Raw genomic sequence first — 2,910 nt, forward strand, 5'->3', positions numbered from 1 at the left:
TGTAGTGGTACAGTGATTTTGGCCACCCATTAAGAAAGAAATGTTATGCTAATAAGCATACAAATTTGGGTGAAAAAATGACGAAATTAAAACGCGCAACGTATTCTGCGGCAATCAAATTAGAAACAGCTCAGCTTGTAGTTGACCAAAGTTATACTCAAGAAGAAGCAGCCAAAGCGATGGGGGTGGGTAAATCAACCGTCAGTAAGTGGGTTACTCAATTAAAGCAAGAGCGGAGTGGCCAGACACCATCTGCTTCACCAATGACGCCCGAACAAATTGAAATCCGCGAACTTAAAAAGCAAATCCAACGCATTAAATTAGAAAAGGATATATTAAAAAAGGCTACCGCTCTCTTGATGTCCGACTCCCTGAACAATTCTCGTTAATTGAGAAACTAAATCAACGAGAGCGTTACCCAATTAGCGTGCTGTGTAACGTATTCAATGTGCATCGTAGCAGCTATAAATATTGGGCTATACGGGATACAACGCCGACGCCAGAGCAAATAAGGCTAGAAGCTGAAGTTAAAGCCATACATGCAATGAGCGGCGGCTCAGCTGGGGCGCGGACAATCGCGGCAATAGCAACGAACAATGATTTTGAATTGAGTCGTTATCGTGCTGCTAAGCTAATGGTTAAATTAAAGCTTGAAAGCTGCCAAGTACCTCAACATTCATATAAACGCGGTGGTAATGAGCACCTTGAAATTCCAAATCTGCTTGATAGACAATTTGATGTTGTTGAGCCAGATACCGTGTGGTGCGGTGATGTGACGTATATTTGGACAGGCAATCGCTGGGCCTATTTAGCGGTCGTTGTTGATTTGTTTGCACGTAAAGTCGTTGGTTGGGCAATGTCGTTGTCGCCAGATACTAACTTAACGCTAAAAGCGCTTGAACTCGCGTATGAAAGCAGAGGTAAGCCAAGTGGACTGATGTTTCATTCAGACCAAGGTAGTCATTATACAAGTTTAAAATATCGTCAACGTTTATGGCGCTATAAAATTACACAAAGTATGAGCAGGCGCGGAAATTGTTGGGATAATGCGCCAATGGAGCGATTTTTTAGAAGCTTTAAAACGGAGTGGATGCCAAAGGTTGGATACGAAAACTTTAAAGATGCTAAATATAGTGTGAGTGATTATATCAACGGGTATTACAACAACGTTAGGCCACATCATTATAATGCCGGTTTAGCGCCAAATGAATCTGAGGTTAGATACCAAGATTCTAAAGCTGTGGCCAAATTTTATTGACCACTACACCTCACATTACTATACCGGTTTCGATAATATTTGTAGGTTGTTAGATTATAATCCTAGGATGCTTGTTGGAGTTATGAGTATTTTTTCTTCAATAGCAAAATCAGAGGGACAAATTAAAGTTCATCGTCAATTAAAATGTATTGATGATTACTATCAATCATTTAAAGCTTTACTTAATACCATAGCTGTAGAATCCAATGAAAGTAGTCTGAATTCTCTATACGATGTCATAACTAAAATTGCGAGTTATTTTGAACAACAAATACACGGTGAAATATTCTCACCAGATCCTAAAGGTACAATAACGTTTAGAGATGATTATAATAGAAATTATTTAGAAGCAGTCGGCTTAGCTTTAAATGCTGGTGCGCTTGTGATTGAAAAGAATGATACTGACTCTTTTCATGATACAGATGGGTTGTATAGTTCTAGATGCAGATTATCGTATATCTTTTCACCTAAATTTAAGCTATTGACTAATGTGCAGCCATCAATCGACCTTGTGGAAATTTTAAATCAGCGCAAAATTAGGATTCTAGATATGTTTGGTGGACAAGGAGAGTTTAAGCTATGAAATTAGATAATCAAGCATATACAAGTAGTTTTGACCTATCGGTTTTTGGTTTAGGATATGAAAGTCGATCCACAACAGCGTATGTAAAATATAAAAACTTATCTGAAAGAAATATTGTTTTTGGATATAACTCAAATAAAACGGTATTAAATTATTCTAAAAATAAGAAAGTATTCCAAGATGCTGAAATTTTAGAGATGGAATGTGCACAAATATCAGATTATTTAGTTCCCGTAGTGGATAAACTAAATAATGATTTTGAAGAGCCTAAAATCTTAATTGATATTACGGCTATGACAAGACATAGACTCGCTGTGGTACTATTTTACTTTATGAGTAACTTAAAGAAAAAATCAAAAGTTACTATTTGTTATAACAGCTCAAAATATGTTGCTCCCCCAAGTGATCTGCAACCTGTAAGAAAGGTAGGAGCGCTTATTCCTCAGCTGAGTGGTAATCTTGGAGATTTGTCGAGTACTACAGCTGTTATCTTCGGTTTGGGTTATGAAAAGTTAAAGGCTTTAGGTGTTTATAACTACTTAGATCCGGAGTGAATCGCCCCGAGTTCATCGGAGACCAGTTTGTTTAAGTCAGGCCACTTTACCTGACTCGTTTAAATTATCATAGTAGTCTGTTTCATATTGAGCTGGTGAAATATACCCAATTGAAGATAATAAGCGTTGATTATTAAACCAATTGACCCACTCTAACGTTGCGTATTCAACAGCATCAACATTCTTCCACGGGCCATTTCTGCGAATAATCTCTGTTTTAAATAATCCATTTATTGTTTCAGCCAATGCATTGTCATAAGAGTCACCCACACTGCCTACAGACGCTTGAATTCCAGCTTCAGCAAGTCGCTCAGTGTATCGTATAGACAAATATTGGCTGCCTCTGTCGCTGTGGTGAATTAACCCTTCGGGGTTGCCACGATGCCAAATAGCTTGCTCTAACGCATCAAGAATAAGCTCTGTGTGCATTGTCGTTGATACACGCCAACCTACAATGTATCGTGAAAAAACATCTATCACGAAAGCGACATAAACAAACCCACTCCATGTGGCAA

General features: G+C 38.1%; 4 protein-coding genes. 3 read left to right on the forward strand and 1 reads right to left on the reverse strand.

The features are described from left to right. Window positions 1-77 precede the first annotated feature (77 nt). The 3 genes from L641_RS0102800 (at window position 78) to L641_RS0102810 (ending at window position 2,395) form a co-directional block, all read left to right on the forward strand. Window positions 78-1,258 (forward strand): IS3 family transposase gene (locus L641_RS0102800; protein ID WP_086007400.1). Its coding sequence is split into 2 segments (ribosomal slippage): window positions 78-336 and window positions 336-1,258, totalling 1,182 coding nucleotides; the frame shifts between segments, so codons are not numbered across the junction. An 82-nt stretch (window positions 1,259-1,340) separates the two neighbouring features. Further along, a complete protein-coding gene (locus tag L641_RS0102805) occupies window positions 1,341-1,841 on the forward strand; it encodes a hypothetical protein (RefSeq protein ID WP_138765525.1) in 501 nt (166 codons plus the stop codon). Next, the gene (locus L641_RS0102810; RefSeq protein WP_024601064.1) at window positions 1,838-2,395 is read left to right on the forward strand and encodes a hypothetical protein; all 558 of its coding nucleotides are present in this window, start codon (window positions 1,838-1,840) and stop codon (window positions 2,393-2,395) included. Before L641_RS0102805 ends, L641_RS0102810 begins: the two co-directional genes overlap by 4 nt. Before the next feature lie 36 nt (window positions 2,396-2,431). On the opposite strand, the gene L641_RS0102815 is transcribed toward L641_RS0102810, so the two are convergent. Continuing rightward, the coding region (locus tag L641_RS0102815) for an IS3 family transposase (RefSeq protein ID WP_024601065.1) at window positions 2,432-2,910 on the reverse strand (479 nt) is incomplete at its 5' end.

Source organism: Pseudoalteromonas sp. TB41 (assembly GCF_000497975.1).
GTDB lineage: Bacteria > Pseudomonadota > Gammaproteobacteria > Enterobacterales > Alteromonadaceae > Pseudoalteromonas > Pseudoalteromonas tetraodonis.

Excerpts from the sequence above, each read along its gene's own strand:
- L641_RS0102805 (WP_138765525.1), top strand. The coding sequence starts at position 1,341 with ATGAGTATTTTTTCTTCAATAGCAAAATCAGAGGGACAAATTAAAGTT.
- L641_RS0102810 (WP_024601064.1), top strand. The coding sequence starts at position 1,838 with ATGAAATTAGATAATCAAGCATATACAAGTAGTTTTGACCTATCGGTT.